The organism is Acinetobacter sp. YH16044, assembly GCF_013417145.1.
Classification (GTDB): Bacteria; Pseudomonadota; Gammaproteobacteria; order Pseudomonadales; family Moraxellaceae; genus Acinetobacter; species Acinetobacter amyesii.
Window position 1 is genome coordinate 1 of the sequence record NZ_VPEK01000170.1, and the last position, 1,159, is coordinate 1,159.

A 1,159-nucleotide genomic window follows, 5' to 3' on the forward strand; every position below is an offset into this window, starting at 1 on the left:
TTGATGCTCTTTTAAAAGATTCAGAAAAATCCTCAAAGATTTCTGCAATCTCTTGTTTATTAACTTCAGCAACGTTTGCCCGTTCAATACCTACAGAGATACTTTCTTCAAAATTAAAATGGCTCATCAGTTATGATCTCCAAGTAAGGTTAAATTGGATTGGTAAGTGATCAGACCAACGCTCTTTAGAGTTTGTAAGATCAAAAAGATTTAATATTTTTAGTGAATTCTCAGCATACTTCCATCCTGATTCCCCTTCTATTAAATTTTTAGCAAACATAACTTGATCGAAGTTAAACCAATGCTGATGGTTTTTTTGTTTGTAAAAGTAAGTGCCGAGAGCTGGATATGGTAATGGAATGCTTAAAGGAGGGGGAACATTCAATAAATTCCAAGATGGATTATAAAGAAGTTCAAATCCATTTTTGCTTCGACTTGGAGATTTAGGCTCTCGAAAGCTGCACAAATCTTCTGTTAGGCTAGTGCAATATGGTTCAGTATTAAAGTCTCCAGTAATAATAATATTACTATTTTGGGATAGCCAGTTATCGAGATGAAACCTTAAGTTTTGAGCAACTTTCTCTCTTACTTTATGAATTTCGGGTGTCAATATGCTGGGCCAATGCACTAATACGAAGCTTAACATTTCTTGATTATTGAGATCCCAAAAGTCATATTTTTGACCACTTTTAGAAAACTCTCCTTTATAACTTGAATCTGTATTTTCACAATCTTGGTTATTAGGGGTAAGGATTAGCGCAAATTTATCTGAACGATAGATGATGCAGGTATCAAATCTAGTATTTCCTCTTTTTTGAGTACCATTTGCGACTCTATATGGAAGATCAAAACGAGTGAAAATACTATTCAAATATCCTACTGAGTTTTCGTCTATTTCTACTATTCCAAAGAAATCAATTCCTTGAAAAATCATACTAGAAATAAAACGCTTGCTAATTCTCCAATTTCGCTGATCTACCGGTGACCTAGCTGAACTTATTTGGGCATTCCATATAATTATTTTTAGATCAGAATTATTCACAACTAAATGTGAGTCAGTTAATGGCATTTCCATAAATCTGATTGATCCCAGTCAGTTGAGAATCCCATTTTTTCTAATGTCACAATTGAGGGAGCTGAATTGAAAAGATTTTGTAGT

Annotated in this window: 1 protein-coding gene; it reads right to left on the reverse strand. The window is 33.6% G+C overall.

What is annotated here, in order from left to right; translation table 11 throughout:
• Positions 1-130: 130 nt before the first annotated feature.
• Positions 131-1,075, reverse strand: coding sequence for an endonuclease/exonuclease/phosphatase family protein (locus tag FTV38_RS17800; protein WP_228724003.1), 945 nt, complete (start codon positions 1,073-1,075; stop codon positions 131-133).
• Between the last annotated feature and the right edge of the window lie 84 nt (positions 1,076-1,159).

What these genes read in the sequence shown, in the direction of transcription:
- FTV38_RS17800 (WP_228724003.1), bottom strand. Translation starts at nt 1,075, where the DNA reads ATGGAAATGCCATTAACTGACTCACATTTAGTTGTGAATAATTCTGAT.